We start from the raw sequence: 23,114 nt of genomic DNA, 5'->3' as shown, positions 1-23,114 counted from the left end.
CGCCGGGGACACGGCCGAGGCAGGGGAGCCGGTGACCGTCGAAGAGACGGCGAAGGCAGGGGAAACGGTGCCCGCCGGGAAGACGCCGGACGCCGGAGCAGCGGCGGATGTCTTGGAAACGGACGGCACCGGGGAGGACGGGGCCGTCGCGGAAGCACCGGAGACCGCGAAGGCCGAGGGCGCCGCGAAGGCCGAGAGCACCCCGAAGGCCGAGAGCACCCCGAAGGCCGAGAGCACCCCGAAGGCCGAGAGCACCGCGAAGGCCGAGAGCACCCCGAAGGCCGAGAGCGCCGCGAAGGCCGAGAGCGCCGCGAAGCTTCAGGAAGGCGCCGAGGCCACCCTCGCGGACGCCCCGGACGGGGAAACGCCGGCTTCCGAACCCTCAGCAACAGGAAGCCCCGCCGCCGAAGCCCCGAACGTCAACGCATCGGCGCGGAAGGCCCCGGCTGACGAGGCCCCCGACACCGCAACCCCGAGCACCGAAGCCCCCGGCGGCGAAGCCCCGTCCGGCGAAGCCCGCTCCACCGAAGCCCGCTCCACCGGAGCCCCTGCCACCGAAGCCCCTGCCGCCGGAGCCCCTGCCGCCGAAGCCCCTGCCGCCGCGGCGGCCACCGCTGGAACCCCTGCCGCCGAAGCAACCGGCGGGGAGGTTTCGGCCGGGCGAGTCGGGCGGGTGGGTGGGCGAAGTGGTGGGGGGTGGGGGCGCGTTGGGAAGGTGCTGTGGTGGACGGGGACTGTGCTGTCCCTCGCCCTGATCATCGGGGCCATGCTGTTGCCGAACAGGGTTGCCGCGTTGCAGGTGAACAGGTTCGTGCGGCTGCCCGGCGAGGCGATCATCGGCGCGGCCGTACTGCTGGCGCTGCCGAAGAGGCCCAGGATCGCGCTGGCCGCGCTCGGCGGCACCCTGCTCGGCGCACTCACCGTCGTCAACGTGCTCGACATCGGTTTCATGGAGTACCTGGGCCGGGACTTCAACCTCGTCCTGGACTGGGGCCTGCTGGACGACGCCCAGTCGTACCTCGCCGACTCCATGGGCAAGACCACCGCCGTGGCCGCCGCGATCGGCGTCGTCGTACTCGTCGTACTCGTCCTCGTACTCATGGCGCTGGCCGCCGTCCGCCTGAGCAACATCCTCGTGCTCGACCACCGCCGCGCCACCCGCGGCACGCTCATCGCGGGCACGGCGTGGATCACCTGCTCGGTGCTGGGCCTGCAGTACGCCGGCATCCCGGTCGCCTCCGACCGCGTGGGGGCCCGGCTGCACTCCGAGGCCCGGCACGTGCGCGACACCCTGCGCGACGAGGCCGCGTTCGGGAAGGAGGCCCGCAGCGACACCTTCGGCAACACCCCGGCCGACCAGCTCGTCCCGGACCTGCGCGGCAAGGACATGATCTTCACGTTCATCGAGAGCTACGGCCGCAGCGCCATCGAGGACCCGATCATGGCCCCGGGCGTCGACAAGACCCTCGACGTGAGCACCAAGGCCCTCGCGAAGGCCGGCTTCCACGCGAAGAGCGGCTGGCTGACGTCGGCGACGTACGGCGGCAGCAGCTGGCTCGGCCACTCCACCACCATGTCCGGGCTCTGGGTGGACAACCAGCAGCGCTACCGCACGGTGATGGCCAGCGACCACCTCTCCCTCACGAAGGCGTTCCAGAAGACGGGCGCGTGGGACACCGTCGGCATCATGCCGGGTGTGCAGAAGGGCTGGCCGGAGGCGAAGTTCTACGGGCTGGACAAGGTCTACAACGCTTTCCAGATGGGGTACCAGGGACCGAAGTTCAGCTGGTCGACGATGCCGGACCAGTACGCGCTGGAGGCGTTCCAGAAGCTGGCGCACGGCAAGGACCGCGACAAGCCGCTGATGTCGGAGATCATCCTGACCTCCAGCCACCAGCCCTGGGCGCCGATCCCGAAGATGGTCGGCTGGGACGAACTCGGCGACGGCTCGATCTTCAAGGGCATCGAGGAGTCCGGCACCAAGGCCGCCGACGTCATCGCCGACTCCACCAAGTCCCGTCAGGAGTACGGCAAGTCGATCCAGTACTCGGTGACCGCGCTCACCCAGTGGATGGAGCGCTACGCCTCCGACGACACCGTCCTCGTCTTCCTCGGCGACCACCAGCCGATCGCCCGGGTCAGCGGTGACAACGCCAGCCGGGACGTGCCGATCTCGATCGTCGCCAAGGACCCGAAGGTCCTCGACAAGATCGCGAGCTGGAACTGGACGGACGGCCTCAAGCCGGCGCACAACGCCCCGGTGTGGAAGATGAGTTCGTTCCGGGACCGCTTCCTGACGGCTTACGGTTCCACACCCAACCCGAAGAACGACTGATCAGCCGCCGGAGGTGTCCAGCTCCGCGTCCTCGCCCACGCCGGCGCAGTCGTAGGGGTCCTTCAGCCAGCCGTCCGGCAACACCACCCGGTTGTTGCCGGACGTACGGCCCCGGGGGCCGTCGGCGCCGACGGGCCAGGGCTGGTCGAGGTCCAACTCGTCCAGCCCGGACCGGAGTTCCTCCAGGGAGGACGTGATCGCGAGGCGCTTGCGCATCTCCGAGCCGACCGCGAACCCCTTGAGATACCAGGCGACATGCTTACGGAAGTCGACAACTCCCTTGGTTTCGTCGCCGATCCACTCGCCGAGCAGCGTGGCGTGGCGGACCATGATGTCGGCGACCTCGCGGAGAGAAGGCCTGCGGCTGCTGTATCCATCAGTGCCTTCGGCACGGGCATCCCGCCCTTCGAAGGCGGCCACCAGGTCCGCGAACAGCCACGGCCGCCCCAGGCACCCGCGCCCGACGACCACCCCGTCGCACCTGGTCTCCCGCACCATCCGCAGCGCGTCGTCGGCGGACCAGATGTCGCCGTTGCCGAGGACGGGGATCTCCGGCACATGCTCCTTCAGCCGCGCGATGGCGTCCCAGTCGGCCGTGCCGCCGTAGTGCTGGGCGGCAGTGCGGCCGTGCAGCGCGATGGCCGTGACGCCCTCCTCGACGGCGATGCGGCCCGCGTCGAGGTAGGTGATGTGGTCGTCGTCGATGCCCTTGCGCATCTTCATGGTGACCGGGAGGTCCCCGGCCCCCGACACGGCCTCCCGGAGGATGGCCCGGAGCAGGTGCCGCTTGTAGGGGAGGGCGGAGCCGCCGCCCTTCCGGGTCACCTTGGGGACCGGGCAGCCGAAGTTCAGGTCGATGTGGTCGGCGAGGCCCTCCTCCGCGATCATGCGGACGGCCTTGCCGACGGTCGCCGGGTCGACGCCGTACAGCTGGATCGAGCGCGGCGTCTCGGTCGCGTCGAAGTGGATCAGCTGCATGGTCTTCTCGTTGCGCTCGACCAGCGCCCGCGTGGTGATCATCTCGCTCACGAACAGGCCCTTACCACCGCTGAACTCCCTGCACAGGGTGCGGAAGGGCGCGTTGGTGATACCGGCCATGGGGGCCAGTACGACGGGCGGCTGCACGGTGTGCGGGCCGATCCGCAGGGGCGGGGCGAGCGTGGGCGCGGTCGTGGGCATTGGGCCATTGTCGCGCATGGGCGCTGATCATGTAACAGTCATTAGTTAGACGCACTATCAATGCAGGCGTACGATGTGCGTCATGCCCGAGCTCAGCCCCCGCCGACGGCAGCTGGTGCTCGCGATCTGCTGTATGAGCCTGCTGATCGTGAGCCTCGACAACACCGTCCTCAATGTCGCCCTGCCCTCGATGGAGCGCGACCTGCACGCCACCACCGCGGGTCTGCAGTGGACGATCGACGCGTACACCCTGGTCCTGGCGGCGCTGCTGATGCTCGCGGGCTCCACGGCCGACCGGATCGGCCGCCGGAAGGTGTTCATGGCGGGCCTGGTGGTGTTCTCGCTGGGCTCGCTCCTCTGCTCCCTCGCGCCGAACCTGGACCTGCTGATCGCCGCGCGAATGGTGCAGGCGGTGGGCGGTTCGATGCTCAACCCGGTCGCCATGTCGATCATCACCAACACCTTCACCGACCCGCGCGAGCGCGCCCGGGCGATCGGTGTGTGGGGTGCGGTGGTCGGTATCTCGATGGCGGCCGGCCCGCTGGTGGGCGGTCTGCTGGTGGAGTCGGTCGGCTGGCGCTCGATCTTCTGGCTCAACCTCCCGGTGGGCCTCGCGGCCCTCATCCTCACCCTCCGTTACATCCCCGAGTCCCGCGCGCCGAAGGCCCGCCGTCCCGACCCGGTCGGCCAGCTGCTGGTCATCGCCCTCTTCGGTTCGCTCACGTACGCGATCATCGAGGCGCCGGAGGCGGGCCTGTCGACGAGCGGCCCCTTCGCCGTCGTGGCGCTGGCCGCGCTGATCGGCCTCCTCCGCTACGAGCCGCGCCGCGCCGAACCCCTCATCGACCTCCGGTTCTTCCGCTCGGCGCCGTTCAGCGGGGCGACGGTGGTGGCGGTGAGCGCGTTCGCCGCGCTGGGCGGTTTCCTGTTCCTCTCCACCCTCTACCTCCAGAACGTACGGGGGCTCGACGCGCTGCACGCGGGCCTGTGGATGCTGCCGATGGCCGTACCGACGTTCCTGTGCGCACCCGTGTCCGGCCGCCTGGTCGGCACCCGGGGCCCGCGCCTCCCCCTCACCATCGCCGGTACGGCGCTCACCGCCAGCGCCCTGCTGTTCGCCGCCTTCGACGCGGAGACCTCCGACACGACGCTGTTCCTCGGCTTCGTCCTGTTCGGCGTGGGCTTCGGCTTCGTGAACGCGCCGATCACCAACACCGCCGTGTCCGGGATGCCGCGCACCCAGGCCGGGGTCGCCGCGGCCGTCGCCTCCACCAGCCGCCAGCTCGGCCAGACGCTCGGCGTCGCGGTGGTCGGCGCGGTGCTGGCGGCGGGCGTGAACATGTCGTCGTACCGCGAGACCTTCGTCTCCGCCGCCAGGCCGAGCTGGTGGATCCTCACCGCCTGCGGCGTCCTGGTCCTCGCCCTGGGCATCCTCACCACCGGCCCCTGGGCCCGCCGCACGGCGGAACGCACCGCGGAACGCCTGGAGACGAAGGACGTCCGCGAGGCGACCGGCGTCACGGCGAGGTGACCGGTGAGCGGGGTCTCCCGGACGTGCGGTGCCGCTCGGACAGGTCCTAGCCGGCCATCAGGTGCAGGTTCTCCAGCCGTTGCCGGGTCTCCTCGTCGATGGGCGTGTACGTCACGATGCGGGCCGACTGTTCCGGGCTGAGCCAGAGGTCGGTGTGCTGGAGGTTGAGCAGGCCCACGTGCCGGTTGCGGAACTGCTTGGTCTTGGTGCGGGCGGCGACGATCTCGTACCGCTCCCAGTTCTCGCGGAACTCGGGCGACTCGGTCTGGAGCCGCTTGACCAGCAACTTCCAGGCCGGTTCGGAGAGATGACCGGCCATGGAGGCGCGCAGCTTCGCGGCCATCAGGCGCATCGTCTCCTCGAGGTGCACGATCGACGCCCGCCACTCGGGGTGGGTGTGCACGAGGACCATGCAGTTGCGGTCCTCGGGCGGGATCGCGTCGAGGTCGCACAGCAGGCGGGCGTAGGTGCGGTTGTAGGCGAGGATGTCGTAGCGGCTGTTCTGGACGCAGGCGGGCAGCGGATCGAGCTGGTCCAGCATCTGGCGTACGGCGTCGCTGACACCGTCGCAGGACGCGGCCGGTGTCGGGTCGACCTCACCGGCCAGCTGGAAGAGGTGGGCGCGTTCGCTCTTGTCCAGCATCAGCGTGCGGGCGACGGCGTCGAGGACCTGCACGGAGACATGGATGTCCCGGGCCTGCTCCAGCCAGGTGTACCAGGTGACGCCGACGGCGGAGAGGTGGGCGACCTCCTCGCGGCGCAGGCCGGGCGTCCGGCGCCGGGCCCCGCGCGGCAGGCCCACCTGTTCCGGGGCGATCCGGTCGCGCCGGCTGCGCAGGAAGGCGGCCAGTTCGTGCCGCCGTATCTCCGAACCGGTGCCGACCTGCTCACGGACCGTCGACTGGGCCATCGTCGTCATGCCTCCAGCGTGCCGCTGCCCGGACCCTGTTGCCAGGTACTCCTTCTACCAGGATAAGAACACTCTGGTACCCGTCTGAGGCACGGCGCAAGCTCGGGAGCGTGACCCAGACAACGCCCAGGACCACGACCGCAACCACAACCACAACCACCCTGCCCGGCAACCGGACGGCCTCCGCCCCTCCCCGTCCCCTCGGCTCCCTCGGCCTCTTCACCGTGCTGCTGGGCGCCGCGCTGCCCCTCATCGACTTCTTCATCGTCAACGTCGCCCTGCCCACCATCGGCCGGGACCTCGCCGCGAGCGAGTCCGTCCTGGAGCTGGTCGTCGCCGGGTACGGCGTCGCGTACGCCGTGCTGCTCGTCCTCGGTGGACGCCTCGGCGACCTCTTCGGCCGCCGTCGGCTCTTCCTGGCCGGCATGGCGGCCTTCGGTCTGACCTCGCTGGCCTGCGGTCTCGCGCCCGGCGCCTGGTCGCTGGTCGCGGCGCGGGTCGCGCAGGGCGCCTCGGCCGCCCTCATGGTGCCGCAGGTGCTCGCCACCATCCAGTCGTCCACGCAGGGCTCGCGCCGCGCCAAGGCGATGAGCCTGTACGGCGCCACCGCCGGCCTGTCGATGGTCGCGGGCCAGATCCTCGGCGGGGTCCTGGTCTCGGCGGACCTCGCGGGCACCGGCTGGCGCTCGGTGTTCCTCGTGAACGTCCCGGTCGTCGTCGTGGGCCTGGTCCTCGCCGTCCGCGCGGTCCCCGAGACCCGCTCCCAGCACCCCGAACCGGTGGACGGCCCCGGCACGGCCCTCCTCGCCGCCGCCCTGCTGACGCTGCTCGCCCCGCTCACCGAGGGCCGCGCGGCGGGCTGGCCGCTGTGGACGTGGCTGTCCCTGGCCGCGTTCCCGCTGATCGCAGCCGCCTTCTACGTCGTCGAGCGCCGAGCGGACCGAAGCGGCCGTACGCCCCTTGTCCCGCCGAGCCTGCTCGGACTCACCACGCTGCGGCGCGGTCTGACGCTCATGGTGCCGTTCTCGATCGGCTTCAGCGGGTTCATGTTCGTCGTGGCGGTGGCCCTGCAGAGCGGGGCGCGCCTGGGCCCGGTCCAGGCGGGTCTCGCCCTGGCCCCCATGGCCCTGGCGTTCTTCGTCGCCTCGCTCGCCGGCCCCCGGCTGGTGTCCCGGTTCGGGGCGCGGGTGGTGACGGCGGGGTCGGTGCTGCAGGGCATCGGCATCCTGCTGATCATTCTCGCGGTGTACCGCGACTGGCCCGACGTGGGCTTCGTCGAACTGCTGCCGGGCGCGGCGGTCGCGGGCGCCGGCCAGGCGCTCCAACTCCCCGTCGTCATGCGGATCGTGATGTCCGAGGTGCCGCCGGCCCGCGCGGGCGTCGGCAGCGGGATGATGGTGACCACCCAACAGGCCTCCCTGGCACTGGGCGTGGCGACCCTCGGCACCCTCTTCCTGTCCCTGGCCCCGGGGTTGGGCATGCGCGACGCGCTGCTGACGACGCTCGCGGTGCAGGTCGGCGGAGTGGTCCTGACGGGTCTGCTCAGCCTGCGGCTGCCGCGCCAGGTGGGCTGAGCCGCCGAACGCGGACCTGCACCCGACCCCCGGCCCCCTGTTGATGTTGATATTGCGGCACACTCCATGCTGGCCAGGTTCCGCACAGCAACAGGAAAGGGAATCGGAGGCATCGTGCCGTCGATCGACTCGAGCAAGGTGAGCCGCTGGGACCAGCACGGGCGCGAGCATGTCGTCCGGGTGCAGCGGACGGGAGTGCAGCGCACCATCAGATGTGACACCTGCGGCTGGCGGCAGAGCGCGCAGTTCCTGCCCTGGCTGAAGGCGGCCGAGCACCTGGCCGAGGCCCACCAGGCGACCGTGGATCCGTCGGAGGACCCGCAGCGGCGATGAGTTCCGGGCGGGCGCGGAGTCGTACCGGACGACAGCACTGTTTCCGCACCGGAAGGCAGACGGCATGAGCAGCCTGCACGCGACCCTGCGAAAGTACGTCGACGACGGCACGGTGCCGGGGGCGGTGGGCCTGGTGGCGCGGGGCGAGGAGGTGGAGGTGGTGGCCGTCGGCTCGGTCGACGCCGCCGGCTCCGCCCCGATGACCCGGGAAACCCTGTTCCGGATCGCGTCGATCACCAAACCGCTCACGGCGGCGGCGCTGCTGACGCTGGTGGACGACGGGACGCTGACCCTGGACGCGCCGATCGCCGAGTGGCTCCCGGAGCTGGCGTCCCCGACGGTGGTCCGTACCCCCTCCGGTCCCCTGGACGACGTGGTCCCGGCGGCCCGCCCGATCACGGTCGAGGATCTGCTGACCTCCCGCCCGGGCTGGGGCTTCCCCTCCGACTTCTCGCTCCCCGCCGTCCAGGCCCTGTTCGCCGTGCAGAAGGACGGCCGCGCCCCGCAGGCCTACCCGGAGCCCGACGCCTGGCTGTCGGACCTGGCCCGCACCCCTCTCCTCCACCAGCCGGGCGAGGCCTGGCTGTACGGCACGGCGTCCGACCTCCAGGGCATCCTGATCGCCCGCGCGTCGGGGCGTGGCCTCCCCGAGTTCCTGTCGGAGCGTCTCTTCGAGCCGCTGGGCATGAAGGACACGGCGTTCGAGGTCCCGAAAGAGAAGCGGGACCGTTTCACCACCGCCTACCGGACCGACAGCGCGGGCGCCCTGGAGGTGACGGACACCCCCGACGGCCAGTGGAGCACCGTCCCGGCGTTCCCGTCGGGCGGCGGCGGCCTCGCCTCCACGGCGGACGACTGGCTGGCCTTCGCCCGCCTCCTCCTCACCAGCGGCGCCGGACTCCTCTCCCCCACCTCCGTCAGCCGCATGACGGCCAATCACCTCACCGCGGCCCAAAGGGAGTTGGGCGGGCTCTTCCTGGAGGGCCAGGGCTGGGGCCACGGCGGCAGCGTGGACGTCGAGGCCCTGGACCCGTGGAACGTCCCCGGCCGCTACGGCTGGGTCGGCGGCACCGGCACCACGGCCCACGTCGTCCCGCAGACCGGCACGGTCACGATCCTGCTGACCCAGGTGGCGATGGACAACCCGACCCCGACCCCGCTGATGCGGGACTTCTGGCGGTGCACGGCGGGGGTTGGGCCGGGCGGCCGGTGACACACGGCGATCACGGTGGCCAGGTGGGCCACCGTGATCGCCGGGCACGCCGACCCCGGACTCAGGGCCTTGAAACCCTCAGTGCCTCAGACCCTCAAGGCCTCAGCGCCCCGTCGAACTGCGACCATCCCGACCAGGAACCCGCGGGAGTGGTCTGTGAGCGGTGCCAGATGTTCCCCGCACCGTTGACGCCGAACAGTTCGATGCGTCCGTCGGCGTTCGTCTCCGCGGCGACCTGCGTGAGCGCGCCGTCGAACTGCGACCAACCCGACCACGACGAACTGCCGGCAGTGGTCTGGAAACGGTGCCAGATGTTCCCGGCGCTGTTCGTCCCGAAGATCTCCAGCCGCCCGTCCTGGTTCCGGGCCACGGCGATCGACGCCAGGGCACCGTCGAACTGCGACCACCCGGACCAGGAACCGCCCGGACTGGTCTGCCAGCGGTGCCAGATGTCCCCGGCACTGTTCACACCGAACAGCTCGACCCGGCCGTCGGCGTTCGTCTCCGCGGCGACCTGCGTGAGCGCACCGTCGAACTGCGACCAACCCGACCACGACGAACTGCCGGCAGTGGTCTGGAAACGGTGCCAGATGTTCCCGGCGCTGTTCGTCCCGAAGATCTCCAGCCGCCCGTCCTGGTTCCGGGCCACGGCGATCGACGTCAGGGCACCGTCCAGTTGCGACCAGCCCGACCACGAACCACCCGGACTCGTCTGCCAGCGATGCCAGATGTTCCCCGCGCTGTTCACACCGAACAGCTCGACCCTGCCGTCGGCGTTGGTCTCCGCGGCGACGGAGCGCAGGGCGCCGTCGAACTGCGACCAACCCGACCAGGAGGAACTGCCGGCAGTGGTCTGGAAACGGTGCCAGATGTCGTCGCCGTTGTTGGTTCCGAACATCTCCAGCCGGCCGTCGTCGTTGCGGGCCGCGGCGATCGAGGACCCGAAGACGGGAACGGAGTACAGCAGCCGGTTGGGCGATCCCGTGCCGATGTTGCTCAGCACACCGGGCGTGGCCGCGTCGGTGATCCATCGCTTCACGGTCGCGGGTGGGACGCCGGTCCTGCCCTGGAGATAGAGCGCCGCGACACCGGCGACATGCGGCGTGGCCATCGAGGTGCCGTCGATGGTGTTGGTGGCGGTGTCGGAGCCGATCCACGCGGAGGTGATGCCGGTGCCGGGGGCGAACAGCGTCACGCAGGAGCCGTAGTCGGAGTAGCTCGTGTCGCGGCTGTCCGCGCTGGTACTGGCACCGACGGTGATCGCCGCGGGAGTGCGCGCCGGTGAGTAGTTGCAGGCGTTGTCGTTGCTGTTGCCTGCCGCGACGGCGTAGACGACTCCGGAGTTGATGGAGTTGTTGACGGCGTCGTCCAGCGGCTGGTAGGCGCCGCCGCTCAGGCTCATGTTCGCCACCGACGGCCCTGAGTGGTGCGCGGTGACCCAGTCCACCCCGGCGATGACCGTGGAGAACGGCGAAGAGCCGCTGCAGCCGAACACGCGCACGGGCACCAGTGAAACGCCCTCGGCCACCCCGTAGGTGGACCCGCCGATCGTGCCGGCGACATGGGTGCCGTGCCCTCGGCAGTCGTTCGTGCCGTTGCCGTCGCCCACGAAGTCCGCGCCGCCGGAGACGCGCCCGCCGAACTGGGTGTGGGTGGCGCGGATTCCGGAGTCGATGACGAACGCGGTCACCCCGGCGCCGGTGGCGTTGTCGGTGTAGGTGTTGTCCAGCGGCAGGGAGGTCTGGTTGACGCGGTCCAGGCCCCAGGTGGCCGGTGACTGTGTGCCGTCCAGCTGGGCGTAGCCGTCCTCGGCCACGTAGGCGACGTCCGGGTCGCTGCGGACCTCCGTGAGCTGGGCGGGGGAGAGTTCGGCGGCGTATCCGGTGAGGGCGTGCCCGTAGACGCGCTCCACCCGTACTCCCTCGGCGCGGGCCCGGGCGACCGCCGCCGCCGGGGGTGCCGCGGCCTTGCCGGACGGCTTCGAGCGGAGTACGACGACGTACCGGCCGGGTATCGCGGACTGCCCCTCGGCGGCCACCAGCGGAGCCGGCTGCCCGGCCGGGGAGGCCGCCGAGGCCGTCCCCGAGAAGGCCGTGCCCGGCACGCCGACGAGCAACGCCGCTCCGAGGACGCCGATCAGTCGGACCAACGGTCTGTGTCGCTTACGCATACGACTGCCTTTCCGGTTGCGCGGATTGAGCCCTTGCCCTGTAGGGCGTTCCATCCCGTTCCAACTCCGGGAGAAGGTCCGGCAGGACATGCGCCGAGGAGGTCAGTCCGCGTGGAAACAGCAGCGCAGCCCGGTCTGTGTCCGGGCGCGGAGTTCGTCGCCGATCACCGGGTCCGCCGCCGCGAGCCGGTCGAGCGCGCGGCGGATCGCCTTGCCCACCGCGATACGAGCCCGTTCGGCGTCGTCGGCGAAATGGCGCCTGCGCCCGCTCAGGCCGGTGGCGGCCTCCAGTTCGCCGAGCAGCCAGTCACGCTCGACGTGCGCCGCTGCCACGCGTTCGAGGTCGTTCATCGCCAGGTACTCGTCCGCCTCCGTCTGCAGCTCTGTCAGCCGTTTCCGGTACTCGCGTACGGCGACGTCGTCGAGCAGGGGCTGTCTGGAGTCCCCCACCCGGGCCGGCTGCTCCGACGGCTCCGGGGCGGCCCCGGCGAGATCGATCGCGGGGATGTCCTGGCCCGGGTTGCCGATGAGCTTCGCGAGATACCTCATGCCGACCGAGTCCTTGACCAGCACCGTGCGCAGGCCGATCTCCACCTGCCACCGCGGTCCGCGCCGACGGCACACCGGCACCGGAACCGGCGGCTCGCCCCAGGCCCCCGCCCCCTCCACGGGAGGCAGCGACATGCCCAGGCCGGTCGCCTCGGCGGCGGCCGCGGCGAGTTCGGCCGCCGCCTGCGCACGGTCTCCAGCCCCCTGCCGGCGCGCCAGAGCCTGTCCCAGCCGGTGCTGGGAGAGCGCCGCGGCCGGCCAGTGGCCGAGCGCGTGGTTGGCGCGTACCGCGTCGCGGAAATGCCCCACCGCGCGGTCGAGTTCACCGGAGGTCAACGCCGCCACTCCCAGCGCGTGGTGGGTCGAGCCGAAGCAGGCCACGGCCAGGCTGCACATCATCGGCAGCTCCGCGAAGGGCCGCAGCAGGGCGTACGCCTCGGCCGCGGTCTGTCTGTCGTCCAGCAGATGGGCCGCCTCGACGGCCCCGTACATGGCCACGAGCCAGCTGCTCGACGGGACGAGGTCGCACAGTGTGCGACCGCGCAGCCGGGCGAGCGCGCCCCGCGCCTGCCGCCGGTCGCCCGCCGTCGCGGCGCAGATGGCCAGAGCCGCGAAGTAGGCGTGGTCGACAGGGCTCAGGGTGGGTGAGTGCGCCAGCTCGGCGAGCGCCGGAACGAGCTCCGCGCCGCGTCCCTGGTACCACCGGATCGCCACCAGGTGGGCCCCGTACCAGCCCTCGGCGTCGGCGTCCCCGGCCAGGGCGCCGCGCTCCGCGCAGACTGCGGCGAGGCGTTCCGCGTCCGTGAACCGTCCCGCGCGGATGGCGAGCATGACCTGGAACGCGGAGGCCACGAAGCCCGCCGCAAGGTGGTCCTGGTGGTCCAGGGCGTCCCGCAGCTCCGCGAGCGAGCGCTCGGCCCGCGGATCCGCGACGAGGAACCGGTCGGTCGTCTGCCAGAGCAGCCCCATGAGGACGTCGCTCCGCCGGCCTGTTCCGCTGCCCACCCGGAGCAGTTCGTCGGCGAGTTCGAGGCGCTTCGCTCCATGGCCGGGGCCGAGCAGACAGTGATGGGCCAGGCTCAGCACCTCGGCCAGCGCGGTCGCGTCACCGGCACGGCGGGCCTCCTCCACCACGGCGAGAACCCTGGTGTGCCGGCCGCTGCGGTAGTCGGCCTCGCCGGCCAGCCTGGCGCGCAGCCGCAGGGCGAGGAGCGAAGCCGGCTCCAGCAGGGCCAGCGCCCGCCACTGACGGCTCTCCACTCCGGCGGCCTCCGCGGCGGTACGGTGCTCGTGGACCCACAGTCCGCCCAGGCCCAGCGCCGCCCGGGCCATCTCCTCGGTCCGCCCGGCGGACTCCGCCTCGGTATAAGCCGCCTCGAACCACCTGCGGCTGTCCCGTAACGCCCCCTGGACGAACAGGGACCGCTCCCCCCTCCGCAGCGCGCCCCCTTCATCCGGTCCCAACGGCCCTAACGGTCCCCCTTGCATGGGCCCCTCCCCATACGACACGTCAGAAGCGACACGTGAGAAGTGTCAGGGAAAGAGATAAATATTCGATAGTCGCGAGGAAGGGCACCCACATCAGAAGGGCAGGCCCCGCAGGTCCACACCGGCGGTCGGACGAGGCAGGCCGGCCAGGTCATAGATCATGGTGGCCAGTGGCGAGGTCCGCGCGCCGTCGGGCTGCCGGAAGGTGACGGGCACGGAGAGCCTCCTCGCGGCGGATCGGCTCCATCACAAGCCTCTGGGTACGCAGGACGGGTCCACCTGACCGGGCCACTCAGCGGCTCCGCGTGAGCGAGGACCACGCGCCGAACCACTGCTCGGCGCCCCACTCCTCGAAGCGCTGCACCTCGGTGAACCCCAGCTTCGCCGCGAGGCGCATCGAGCGGTCGTTGGCGGTCTGGGTGCAGAGCACCACCGGCTCGCCGGGAAACGCGTCGGCGAACCGGCCGAGCGCCGCCGCGCACGCCTCGGCGGCGTACCCGTGTCCCCATGCCTGTGGGAGGAACAGGTAGCCGAGCTCGGCCTCCCCGGCATCCGGGCGGACATGACTCCGATGCTCCGGGTCGCGCCGGTTGAGCTCGACGGTTCCGATCATCGCTCCGTCGAGTTCGACCACGAAGAGGCCGGGGCGCCTCGCGGGCGTCTCGGGCAACGCGCGTTCCAACTCGTCACGCGGTCGAGGGCCGCCTGTGTAGGCGCCCGCCTCCGGCGATGCGAACAGCTCGACGAACGCCGCACGGTCTCGGGCCTCGGGCTCGCGGAGCACGAGCCGTTCGGTCCTGATCGGGGCAGGTGGCCAGGCGACGGGTCCGGGTCCGGGTCCGGTCATGGTCGGAGCGCTAGTTCTCGCCGAGGTCCTCGACCAGCCCCCGCAGTACCGGCCCGTACTCGGGGTGGGCCAGGGCGGTGGCCATCTGGGCGACCAGGTAGTCGGCCGGGTTGCCGGTGTCGTACCAGCGGCCCTGGATGACCTGGCCGTAGACGGCGCGGGTGGAGGCGTAGGCGTTGATGGCGTCGGTCAGGTAGATCTCGCCGGTGCGGTGCTCGTACCAGCGGCGGGTCTGCTCGCGCAGTTCGTCGACGATGCCGGGGGTGATGACATAGCCGCCGATGGCCGCGTACGAGGAGGGCGCGGCGGTGGGGTCGGGCTTCTCGACGAGGCCGGTGATGCGCAGGGTGCCGGCGCCGAGGTCCTCCTTGACGATGGGGACGCCGTAGCGCTGGGAGTCGGCGGGGTCCATCGGCATGAGGGCGAGCGTGGGGCAGCCGGTCTGTTCGTAGGCGCGGATCAGCTGCTGGGCGCGGGGCACCTCGGCGACGAACACGTCGTCGGGCCACAGCACCAGGACGGGCTCGTCGCCGAAGGAGCGGGCGGCGTTCAGGACGGGGGTGCCGTTGCCGTACGGGCCGCGCTGGTCGAGGTAGGTGATGTGGCCCCGGCGGGCCAGCTCGGCGACCTCCTCGACGGCGTCGGCGTAGAACGTCTTGCCGTCGGCGCGCAGTTGCTCGACCAGGGCGGGGTTGGGCCGGAAGTGCTCCTGGATCAGGGACTTTCCGCCGGAGACGACGATGGTGATGTCGGTGATGCCGGAGTCCACCAGCTCGCGCACGGTGTGCTCGATCACCGGTTTGTCACCGACCGGGAGCATCTCCTTCGGCGTGGCCTTGGTGAGGGGCAGCAGCCGGGAACCGAGCCCGGCGGCAGGGATCACGGCCCTGCGGATGGTCGGCGACATCAGTCTCTCGGTTCCTGTCTGGGTACTGACACGGTCGCGGTCGGTCAGCACTCTATCCGCCCTCTAGCATCCCGACCTCAGCCCCCTCACCAGCAGCTCCAGTACCGCCCGGAAATCGGCGTCCGCCTCCGGCCGCAGCCATTCGCCCGCGTAGTCCGGATCGTGGAAACGGCCGGTCGCCTGGAAGACGGCTCGGGCCTCGACGGCCGGGTCGGAAACGGCGAAGGCGCCGCTTTCGACACCGGCCTCGATGATCCGGGTGAGCTGGCCGGTCAGGTCGTCGATGTGCTCGCCGACCGCCGGACCGGCCTGGGTCTCCTTCGCGAGCACGAAGTAGGTGGCGAACAGCTCCGGGTCGTCGGCCGCCTTGTCCCGCTTGGCCGCGAAGAGCCGGGTGAGCCAGTCACGCAGCCGCGTCTCCGGGGTCCTGCCCTCGTCGGAGGTGATCGCGGTGAGTTCCTCCAGCGTGCGGTCGAGCCACCGTTTGACGACCGCCTCGCGCAGCGCCGCCTTCGTACGGAAGTGGCGGTAGACGCTGCCGTGGCTGACGCCGAGCGCGCGGGCCACGTCCACCACGGTGGCCTTGGCCGGTCCGTGGCGGCGCAGCACCTCCTCGGTCGCTTCGAGGATGCGCGCGGCGGTCAGGGTCTCGGTGGTCGCTGCCATGCCCTAGACGGTACCGGGGGCGTCACGATCACTGCTCCGTGCCGAGATCCGCCATCTGCCGGGCCGGGTAGCGGGTGCCGGCCGCCGCGTCCGCCGGTACGGCCTCCTCGATCGCCGCCAGGTCCGCCGCGTCGAGTACGACGTCCAGGGCGCCCAGCGACTCGGTGAGCCGCTCGCGGGTGCGGGCTCCGACCAGCGGCACGATGTCCTCGCCCCGCGAGAGGACCCAGGCGGTCGCGACCTGGGCGACCGTCGCGCCCTTCCCTTCGGCGATCTTGCGCAGCGCCTCGACGAGGTCGAGGTTGTGGTGCAGGTTCTCGCCCTGGAAGCGGGGCGAGAGGGAGCGGTAGTCGTCCGCGCCGAACCGGCTGTCACGGGTGACGTGGCCGGAGATCAGGCCCCGCGAGAGCACTCCGTACGCCGTGACGCCGATGCCCAGCTCACGCAGGGTCGGCAGGATCTCCCGCTCGATGTCGCGGGTGATGATCGCGTACTCCAGCTGGACATCGGCGATGGGCGCGGTGGCGGCGGCCCGCCGGATGTTGGCCGCGCTCGCCTCGCTGAGGCCGATGTGCCGGACGTGTCCCTTCTCGACGAGTTCCGCGATGGCGCCGACCGTCTCCTCGATCGGCACGTCCGGGTCGACCCGGGCGATGCGGTAGACGTCGATGTGGTCGACGCCGAGGCGCTGGAGCGAGTACGCGGCGAAGTTCTTCACGGCGGCGGGCCGGCCGTCGTGGCCGCTCCAGCCGCCGTCCGGGTCGCGCAGGCCGCCGAACTTCACGCTGACCCGGGCCTGTTCGCGGCGGGCCGCGGGGGCGGTGCGCAGGGCCTCGCCGACCAGCATCTCGTTGTGCCCCATGGCGTAGAAGTCGCCGGTGTCGAGCAGGGTCACGCCCGCCTCCAGGGCGGCGTGGACGGTGGCGATCGCCTCGGTGCGGTCGGCTTCGCCGTACACGGCGGAGGACATCCCCATACAGCCGAGGCCGAGGGGGAAGACCTGGGGGCCGGTGGTGCCGAGGGTACGCGTGGGTGTGGTCATGCCGTCCACCCTGGCATGACAGCTGACAGATTTCAATATCTGTCAGCTGTCATGCACCATCAGGCCAGGCGGCCTAGGCGAAATTCGCGTCGATCACCTGGTAGAAGGCGGCACCGGTGTCCGCCACCTCCCATACGCCGAGAACCACGTGGTAGCCCTTGCGCTCCGGAAGCGTGATCGTGTGCTCCACCGGAACCCCATGCGGCGGCATCGGCAGTTCCCAGTACGGCGTGTCCCCGTTCGGCTCCAGCTTCGCGAACGGCACGGGCTCGAACTGGGCCCGCGTCAGCGGCTGCGACGGGTCCCAGCCGTTCTTGGTGACGAAGTAGTTGTAGCGGCGCGTCCGGTGCTGCATCGTGAAGTTCCAGACGAACTTCTGCTGCCCACCCGACGCGAGATCGACCTTCCGCCAGTCCCGCACCTCGTCCAGCTGGGGGGCACCGCCTCCGGGGTAGCCCGCGCTGGCGATCTTCCCGTCCGCCGGCGGCATGTCACTGGGGACGTCGGAGGGCTGCAGGGGATCCGTCCGGCCCGCCTCCGTCGCCGGGAAGAACTTGCCCGCCTCCAGCGCGTTGGACGGGTAGCCGTCGTTGAACAGACGGGCCGCGCGGGACGGCGGCTGGGTCACCCACCCGTGGAGCGGGGCGGCGTCCTGGTCGGTGCGCGTGGTCTTCGCTGTTGCCATCGTTCCTGGTCCTCCTTCTCGGCAGGCCCGTGGGACCTTCCGTGTGCAGGGGATTTCCCTCAGGCAGGCTCACACGGGCACCGGCGGCCCGCACTCGCGTGTGCGCCGAACGAGTGAACGGCAGCTCTCCCCCGCCGTCTGTCCTCCGGTCGCCGGAAATGACGCCCCGAGGACAATGAGAGATGTCGGTGCGCAGTCACGTCAGGGAGGCCTGTATGAGCATCCGCATCGCCACCTTCAACATGGAGAACCTCTTCCGCCGGCCCACCGCCTTCCGCCTCGCGGACCCGGTCAAACGCAAGGACATCCTCGACGACTTCGCCGCGCTGGCGACCCTCCTCGACCTGCCCGTGTACCGGGACCAGGACAAGGCCGAGATCGCCCGGCTCATCAAGAAGCACCGGGCGTACGACACCGACCCGAAGAACCCGCCGCCGCCGATCTTCATCAACCAGTCCCGCCCGGGGAAGGATGCCGGGCTGTTCAGGACGTCCGGGTCGGGAAACAGCACCACCGTCGAGGTCACCGCCAAGGGCCGTGCCGCGTGGGCCGGTTGGGCCGAACTGGGGCAGGACGACCTCGACCTGGACGTCGTACGGAACACCGGCCGGGTCGTCTCGGAGGTCGACGCCGACATCCTGCTCACCGTGGAGGTCGAGGACCGGCTCACCCTGGAGCGCTTCAACACGCAGGTGCTCGCCGGGGCACTCGGCAGACGGCCGTACCCCTACGCCCTGCTGATCGACGGCAACGACGGCCGGGGCATCGACATCGGGATCCTCAGCCGGCACCCGGTCACGTCCGTCCGGTCCCACATCTTCGACACCGACCCGGAGAGTCCCGCCAAGCGCCTCTTCAGCCGTGACTGCCCCGAGTTCGAGATCCATGTCAACGGCACGCCCCTGGTGATCCTCGGCAACCACCTCAAGAGCAAGTTCCACGACGATCCGGAACTGCGGCTGGCCCAGGCGACGCGGGTCGCGGAGATCTACCGGGCCGCGATGGAGCGCACCCCGCACGTCATCGTCGCCGGGGACCTCAACGACACCCCGGACAGCGACACGGCCATGGTGCTACGGGACACCGGGCTGCGGGACGTGATGAGTCACCGCACCTATCGCGGCCTGCCCGGCACGCACGGGGAGTGCAAGAGCGAGCGGGACAAGCTCGACTACCTGCTGCTGTCGCCGGAACTGTGGCCGGAGATCCAGCACGTCGGCCTGGAGACCCGCGGCATCTTCGCGGACGACATCAAGGCCTTCGACACCGTGACCTCGAAGGCCAACGCGGCCTCCGACCACGCGGCGCTCTACGTGGACGTGGACCTGTAGGCCCGGACGAAGCAGCCCCAGGCCTCGGCACCGATGAGAAGGACACCGAGTGCTGGGGCTTTGCTGTCCCGCACGGGGACGAGGGAGGGAACGTTTTCGGCGACTTCCACGCAGTTGCCGCCGTCAGAGTTGCTGTAGCTGCTCCTGCGCCATGTCACGCTGCTCAGGTCGATGGCTCGCACGGCAATTCCTCCAACATCCGCAAGATGAACGTCCGCGACTCGGCAGGGTTCAGCGCCAGGTCACGTACCGAATCATAGGTGCGGTGCAGGCGCTCAACCTTGCCGGAATCCTCGATCAGTTCGCCCCGTACGTCGTTTTCGACATAGACCACGGTACGGCCGTCCGCGAGCCGAAGGAACATCGAGTCGGTGCTGTCCAGGCCGTGCAGTCCCGTGCCCCAGGGCAGCACATGGAGCGTGACCTTCGGATGCTCCGCAGCCTCCAGCAGGAACTCCAACTGCCCTCGCCACTCTCGAAGTTGCCGTAGCGAGTTGCGCAGTACCGCTTCGGAGAGGAGCACACGGAACGGCGGCGCATCAGAGCCCTCCAGTACCTTCCGGCGTCCGATGCGTGCGTCGATCTGCTGCTCCAGTTCCTCCCCTTCAAGACCACCCGCCGCCAGCGCCTCTCGCGCATACCCGGGTGTCTGAAGCAGTCCCGGCGGCCTGCTCACCGAGTACTGCCAGAGGCTCACCGCTTCGGCCTCAAGCAGCATGTACCGGCGGTACTGCTCCTTGAACTGCGACGGATCCGCGACCGCCAGCTCCCACAGCGTCAGCAACATCGGCGTCGTCCCGTAATGCTGGTCCAGCGCCTCCACCACCTCCGGGCTCCCCAGGCTCTGTCCGCCCTCCATCTTGCCGAAGGTCGACGCGGTCCAGCCCAGCACCTCCTCCAGCTGCCGCAGGCTGTCCCCCCTGCCCGCCCGCAGTAAGCGCAGCTCCTCCGCGAACCGTCGCCGAGGTTCCTGGCTGCGCCCCGTGACCACCCGCCTCGCCGGCATCCCGCCCCCTTCGCAGTTGTTGAATTTGCGCAGCCGAACGACCACCCGGCCCACATCAACGGCATGTCGGCACCGCCCGGAGGCCATCCTGACGACGACCCCCACCACCCAGAGTAGCCCAACCCTCACAATTCGTATGGAAGTTGGGTAAAAGGAGCGGACACCATGCAGCACGAGCCCGGCACCCTCCTCTACGACCCGGCCACCGACATGGTCGGCGAGTACCGCGACAGTTCCGGCCCCTACGCGATGCTGCGCCCCGTCGGCGGCGGCCGGGAGTGGCAGGCCGACCCCGCCGCCCTGCGCCCCGCCACCGACCGGGAACGCCTGCGGGCCAACGTCCGTGCCGCCAACAAACTCGCCCGCACGGACGGGCCGTTCATGGTCGGCCTGCCCCGCCCGCCCCAGCCGGTCCCGGACTGCGCCGAGTGCGAGGAACTGGAAACGCTCCGCGAGGCGGCCCGCGCCGAGCACGACTACAGCGCGGAGACCGACGCGAACGTCCTGCTGCGCAGACACCAGCAGCAGGCGCACCCGCTCCCCCTGTAAGAACTGGGCCGCTGCGCGCACTGCTTGGTAAGAGAGCCGCTTCGGGCTCAGGATCCAGTAGGAGCACGGAAGAAGATGACAACACCCGCCACCCGCGTGGCCACCGCACTCGCGGCCTGCGCCCTCGCACTCACCCCGTATGCCGCACAGGCGCAGACGCAGGTACCGGCGCCCTGGAAAATGGCGTTACCGCTGTCCGCGGCGGAGTCGACCGACTTCTACGACGTCACCGCGACGGGCCGGACCGACGCGTGGGCGGTCGGCAGGAAGACGGACGAGTCCTGGGCGACGGCTCCGGTGGCCAAGCACTGGGACGGCACCCGGTGGAGCGATGTCCCGCTCGCGGGGACCGGCGGCAGGCCCGCGCAGTTGGACGCGGTGGCCGCCTCGGGCCCGGACGACGTCTGGGCGGCCGGAACGTACAACGACATCGAGGTCGGGGGCGCCTCCTCGGCTGCCGCCCGGCTGCCGGACACACTCCTGGACCGGCTGCCGGACACCCTGGCGGACCGTCTCCGCCAGGGCTCCGCACTCCCCGAGGCCGACGGCTCGATCGTCCTCCAGCACTGGAACGGCACCCGCTGGAAGCCGGTGTCGCGTCCGGCACCCGCCAAGGGCTCGATCCGTTTCGTCCTGGAACTGAAGTCGACGGGCGCGAACTCCGTGTGGCTGACCACGCTGGACTGGAACCCGACAGCGGACCCCGCCGACCCCGACAAGGCGTACTCGGGACAGCTGGAGCACTGGGACGGCCGCGAGTGGAGCCGTACGGCACTGCCCCAGGCACCCGACGGCCGTCCGGTGGAGCCCTTCGGCATCACGGGCACCGGCCCCGACGACGTATGGGTCAGCGCCCAGACCGAGACGGACGGCGTCTCCACGCCCCTGCTCTACCACTTCGACGGGCGGCGCTGGACGGTGGACACCGTCCCCGTCCCCTTCGCGTACGGCGCCGGCTGGGTGGCCAACCACATCGTGTCGACCAGGCGCGGAACGGTTCACGTGTTCGGCAAGACCAACGATCCGGGGGTGCCGAGCGGGCTCCTCTCCACGCGCTGGGACGGCCGCGCATGGCAGCGGATACCCGCCCCCGGCGTCGACGAAGTGAACGCCACGGGCACGGACGGCTCGGGGGGCGTGTGGGTCGCGGGCTGGCCGCCCCAGGGCGGTAGCCACGCGCTGCTCTCCCGCTGGGACGGCACCACCTGGACCGACGAGGAACTTCCGGCGGAACTCACCTCGACGAGCATGGGCAGCACGGTCTTCGACATCGAGGGCATTCCCGGCACCCGCGCCGTACTGGCCGCGGGCAACGCCGCGTGCGAGAGCGTGACGAGCGCGTGCGGTCTGCTGGCCTCGCGCGGGCTCCGCTGACGGAAACGGACCGCCCGAAGAGCATCGGGGGCCCCGCTGGATAACCGCCTCACAGGGCCGTAGGGTCTCGGCGGTCGTCCCCGGGGCCTGCCGATCGCCATGCCGATCGTGCCCCGTCAACTACGTCTGAGGGTTGGGCACATGCTGATCGGCGAAGCGGCACGAGTTCTGGCGTCGCCTGCTGGACGAGAGGATCCGTATCCGGCCTACGCCGCGTTACGCGCGCACGGGCCCGTCGTGCGACTGGGGCCGGGCTTCTACGCGGCGACCGGCTATGACGCGATCAGCGCGCTGCTGCGTGACCCTCGTCTGCGGGTGAGGGGCTGGCCGGACGGACCGGCCAGCCGGCTGGTCGCGGACTCCCTGATGAAGAGCAACGGCACCGGTCACACCCGGGTGCGCAGGCTGATGGCTGCGGCGTTCGCGCCACGGCAGGTCGAGGCGCTGCGGGAGGCGGTCACCGCGCAGGCCGTCAGACTCGCCGACTACCTGGCCCACCTGGGCGGTTCCGGTGAAGCCGTGGACTTCATGGACGAGTTCGCCTACCCCATGCCGATCCGGGTCATCTGCGCACTGCTCGGCGTGCCGGCCGCCGAACAGCAGTGGTTCCGGGAGCGAGCGCAGGAGATGACCGAGGTTTTGGAGCCCCGGCAGCCCGGCAGTCACACCATCGCGGCCGACCGGGCCGCCACCGAGTTGGAGGCCTACTTCACCGACCTGGTCCGAAGCCGGCGCAACGCGCCCGGCGACGACCTGATCAGCGCCCTGATCGCCACGCACGACGCCGACGGCGACCTGTCGACCCGCGAACTGATCGCCAACCTGGTCACCCTGCTGCTGGCCGGTTTCGAGACCACCGCCAACCTCCTGGGCAACGGTATGGGTGTCCTGCTGGACCACCCCGGCCCTGCCTCCCGGCTCGGGGCGGACCCCGGCCTCGCCGACGCATACGTCGAAGAACTGCTGCGTCTGGAGTCGCCGCTGCAACTCACCAGCCGCTGGGCCGCGGAGGAGGTGGACATCGACGGCGCCGACCGGATCGAGGCGAACAGCCACATCATGGTGTTCCTCGGCGCGGGCAACCGCGACCCCGACCGCTTCCCCGACCCCGACCGCTTCGATCCGTTCCGCGAGTCCGTCCAGCCGCTGTCCTTCGGCGCGGGTGCGCACTACTGCCTCGGTGCCGCACTGGCCCGCCTGGAGGCCCGCATCGCGTTCCCCGTGCTGCTGGCCCGCCTGCCCGCGATGGAGCGCGCCGGTGAGGCCGTCCGGCGGGACCGCACCACCTTCCGCGGGTACGCGAACCTGCCCGTTTATACGGAGAAGTTGGACCGGCCGACTCTTCTCGGCCTCCCGGGGACCAGGTAGAAATTCGTTGGCCCCGACCTGTACAGGGGGCCGTCCGCACCCACAACCGAAGGACGT

General features: G+C 70.9%; 21 protein-coding genes. 9 read left to right on the top strand and 12 right to left on the bottom strand.

The window, feature by feature from the left end:
• Window positions 1-766: 766 nt before the first annotated feature.
• Window positions 767-2,335, top strand: a complete 1,569-nt coding sequence (locus ACFPIH_RS36000; RefSeq protein ID WP_381181226.1) for an alkaline phosphatase family protein — start codon at window positions 767-769, stop codon at window positions 2,333-2,335.
• On the opposite strand, the gene dusB is transcribed toward ACFPIH_RS36000, so the two are convergent.
• Window positions 2,336-3,532 carry a tRNA dihydrouridine synthase DusB gene (gene dusB, locus ACFPIH_RS35995; RefSeq protein ID WP_381181138.1) on the bottom strand — a complete coding sequence of 399 codons (1,197 nt, stop codon included), beginning with the start codon at window positions 3,530-3,532 and terminating at the stop codon, window positions 2,336-2,338. It lies immediately after the preceding gene.
• Between the two features lie 64 nt (window positions 3,533-3,596).
• Between dusB and ACFPIH_RS35990 the strand changes: the two genes are divergently transcribed.
• The gene (locus tag ACFPIH_RS35990) at window positions 3,597-5,045 is read left to right on the top strand and encodes an MFS transporter (protein ID WP_381181139.1); all 1,449 of its coding nucleotides are present in this window, start codon (window positions 3,597-3,599) and stop codon (window positions 5,043-5,045) included.
• Window positions 5,046-5,091: 46 nt separating this feature from the next.
• Here the strand turns inward: ACFPIH_RS35990 and ACFPIH_RS35985 are convergent, their stop codons facing one another.
• Window positions 5,092-5,964, bottom strand: coding sequence for a helix-turn-helix transcriptional regulator (locus ACFPIH_RS35985; protein WP_381181141.1), 873 nt, complete (start codon window positions 5,962-5,964; stop codon window positions 5,092-5,094).
• A gap of 152 nt (window positions 5,965-6,116) precedes the next feature.
• On the opposite strand from ACFPIH_RS35985, the gene ACFPIH_RS35980 reads away from it, so the two are divergent.
• The 3 genes from ACFPIH_RS35980 (at window position 6,117) to ACFPIH_RS35970 (ending at window position 9,075) form a co-directional block, all read left to right on the top strand.
• Window positions 6,117-7,529, top strand: coding sequence for an MFS transporter (locus ACFPIH_RS35980; protein ID WP_381181228.1), 1,413 nt, complete (start codon window positions 6,117-6,119; stop codon window positions 7,527-7,529).
• A 114-nt stretch (window positions 7,530-7,643) separates the two neighbouring features.
• Window positions 7,644-7,862 carry a hypothetical protein gene (locus ACFPIH_RS35975; RefSeq protein ID WP_381181143.1) on the top strand — a complete coding sequence of 73 codons (219 nt, stop codon included), beginning with the start codon at window positions 7,644-7,646 and terminating at the stop codon, window positions 7,860-7,862.
• A gap of 64 nt (window positions 7,863-7,926) precedes the next feature.
• Window positions 7,927-9,075 (top strand): serine hydrolase domain-containing protein, encoded by a 1,149-nt coding sequence (locus tag ACFPIH_RS35970; protein ID WP_381181145.1) that lies wholly within the window; start codon window positions 7,927-7,929, stop codon window positions 9,073-9,075.
• A gap of 94 nt (window positions 9,076-9,169) precedes the next feature.
• Here the strand turns inward: ACFPIH_RS35970 and ACFPIH_RS35965 are convergent, their stop codons facing one another.
• From ACFPIH_RS35965 to ACFPIH_RS35930, 8 genes are all read right to left on the bottom strand, one after another.
• Window positions 9,170-11,245: a DUF8189 domain-containing protein gene (locus ACFPIH_RS35965; RefSeq protein ID WP_381181147.1), complete on the bottom strand. Its 2,076-nt coding sequence runs from the start codon at window positions 11,243-11,245 to the stop codon at window positions 9,170-9,172.
• A gap of 102 nt (window positions 11,246-11,347) precedes the next feature.
• Window positions 11,348-13,258, bottom strand: coding sequence for a hypothetical protein (locus ACFPIH_RS35960; protein WP_381181149.1), 1,911 nt, complete (start codon window positions 13,256-13,258; stop codon window positions 11,348-11,350).
• 117 nt (window positions 13,259-13,375) lie between these two features.
• Window positions 13,376-13,498, bottom strand: coding sequence for a hypothetical protein (locus tag ACFPIH_RS35955; protein WP_381181151.1), 123 nt, complete (start codon window positions 13,496-13,498; stop codon window positions 13,376-13,378).
• A gap of 76 nt (window positions 13,499-13,574) precedes the next feature.
• Window positions 13,575-14,129, bottom strand: a complete 555-nt coding sequence (locus ACFPIH_RS35950) for a GNAT family N-acetyltransferase (RefSeq protein WP_381181153.1) — start codon at window positions 14,127-14,129, stop codon at window positions 13,575-13,577.
• A 10-nt stretch (window positions 14,130-14,139) separates the two neighbouring features.
• On the bottom strand, window positions 14,140-15,036 hold the full coding sequence (locus tag ACFPIH_RS35945; protein WP_381181155.1) for a UTP--glucose-1-phosphate uridylyltransferase: 897 nt from the start codon (window positions 15,034-15,036) through the stop codon (window positions 14,140-14,142).
• A 63-nt stretch (window positions 15,037-15,099) separates the two neighbouring features.
• Window positions 15,100-15,702 (bottom strand): TetR/AcrR family transcriptional regulator, encoded by a 603-nt coding sequence (locus tag ACFPIH_RS35940; protein ID WP_381181157.1) that lies wholly within the window; start codon window positions 15,700-15,702, stop codon window positions 15,100-15,102.
• Window positions 15,703-15,730: 28 nt separating this feature from the next.
• Complete coding sequence (locus tag ACFPIH_RS35935) at window positions 15,731-16,744, bottom strand: aldo/keto reductase (RefSeq protein ID WP_381181158.1); 1,014 nt, start codon at window positions 16,742-16,744, stop codon at window positions 15,731-15,733.
• Between the two features lie 73 nt (window positions 16,745-16,817).
• Window positions 16,818-17,429 (bottom strand): lytic polysaccharide monooxygenase auxiliary activity family 9 protein, encoded by a 612-nt coding sequence (locus tag ACFPIH_RS35930; RefSeq protein ID WP_381181160.1) that lies wholly within the window; start codon window positions 17,427-17,429, stop codon window positions 16,818-16,820.
• A gap of 215 nt (window positions 17,430-17,644) precedes the next feature.
• On the opposite strand from ACFPIH_RS35930, the gene ACFPIH_RS35925 reads away from it, so the two are divergent.
• Window positions 17,645-18,760, top strand: coding sequence for an endonuclease/exonuclease/phosphatase family protein (locus ACFPIH_RS35925; RefSeq protein ID WP_381181162.1), 1,116 nt, complete (start codon window positions 17,645-17,647; stop codon window positions 18,758-18,760).
• On the opposite strand, the gene ACFPIH_RS35920 is transcribed toward ACFPIH_RS35925, so the two are convergent.
• Both ACFPIH_RS35920 and ACFPIH_RS35915 read right to left on the bottom strand, forming a co-directional pair.
• A complete protein-coding gene (locus tag ACFPIH_RS35920) occupies window positions 18,739-18,918 on the bottom strand; it encodes a DUF397 domain-containing protein (RefSeq protein WP_465270382.1) in 180 nt (59 codons plus the stop codon). The two genes, ACFPIH_RS35925 and ACFPIH_RS35920, sit on opposite strands and share 22 nt — an antisense overlap.
• A gap of 5 nt (window positions 18,919-18,923) precedes the next feature.
• Window positions 18,924-19,766, bottom strand: a complete 843-nt coding sequence (locus ACFPIH_RS35915; RefSeq protein WP_381181230.1) for a helix-turn-helix domain-containing protein — start codon at window positions 19,764-19,766, stop codon at window positions 18,924-18,926.
• Between the two features lie 165 nt (window positions 19,767-19,931).
• Between ACFPIH_RS35915 and ACFPIH_RS35910 the strand changes: the two genes are divergently transcribed.
• The 3 genes from ACFPIH_RS35910 (at window position 19,932) to ACFPIH_RS35900 (ending at window position 23,057) form a co-directional block, all read left to right on the top strand.
• Window positions 19,932-20,315 carry a hypothetical protein gene (locus tag ACFPIH_RS35910; protein ID WP_381181166.1) on the top strand — a complete coding sequence of 128 codons (384 nt, stop codon included), beginning with the start codon at window positions 19,932-19,934 and terminating at the stop codon, window positions 20,313-20,315.
• A gap of 75 nt (window positions 20,316-20,390) precedes the next feature.
• A complete protein-coding gene (locus tag ACFPIH_RS35905) occupies window positions 20,391-21,689 on the top strand; it encodes a hypothetical protein (protein ID WP_381181168.1) in 1,299 nt (432 codons plus the stop codon).
• Window positions 21,690-21,830: 141 nt separating this feature from the next.
• Entirely contained in the window at window positions 21,831-23,057 is a 1,227-nt protein-coding gene (locus ACFPIH_RS35900; RefSeq protein WP_381181169.1) for a cytochrome P450, read from the top strand.
• The last annotated feature ends 57 nt before the right edge of the window (window positions 23,058-23,114 follow it).

The sequence above is a fragment of the Streptomyces vulcanius genome, from assembly GCF_042653945.1.
Classification (GTDB): domain Bacteria; phylum Actinomycetota; class Actinomycetes; order Streptomycetales; family Streptomycetaceae; genus Streptomyces; species Streptomyces mangrovi.
The sequence above is the reverse complement of the archived record's forward strand: the minus strand, read 5'-3'. Positions and strand labels throughout refer to the sequence as shown.